This is a genomic window from Neobacillus mesonae (assembly GCF_023715155.1).
GTDB lineage: Bacteria > Bacillota > Bacilli > Bacillales > Cytobacillaceae > Neobacillus > Neobacillus mesonae_A.
On sequence record NZ_JAMBNQ010000177.1, the window covers coordinates 1 to 211 of the forward strand.

Sequence of the window (211 nt, forward strand, 5' to 3'; positions counted from 1 at the left end):
CCGGATCAAAGCTTGCTTACAGCTCCCCGAAGCATATCGGTGTTAGTCCCGTCCTTCATCGGCTCCTAGTGCCAAGGCATTCACCGTGCGCCCTTTCTAACTTAACCTAAAAGGTTTTACTCTAATAATTAGAGAGAAAAACTAAAATGGCGATACTCGGTTCTTACTTGGTTACTTCTTCTTACGATTATCTAGTTTTCAAAGAACGAAT

At 42.2% G+C, this 211-nt stretch carries 1 rRNA gene; it reads right to left on the bottom strand.

The window, feature by feature from the left end:
* Window positions 1-107, bottom strand: a 23S ribosomal RNA gene (locus M3183_RS27025); the annotation flags it as partial.
* Window positions 108-211: the final 104 nt, after the last annotated feature.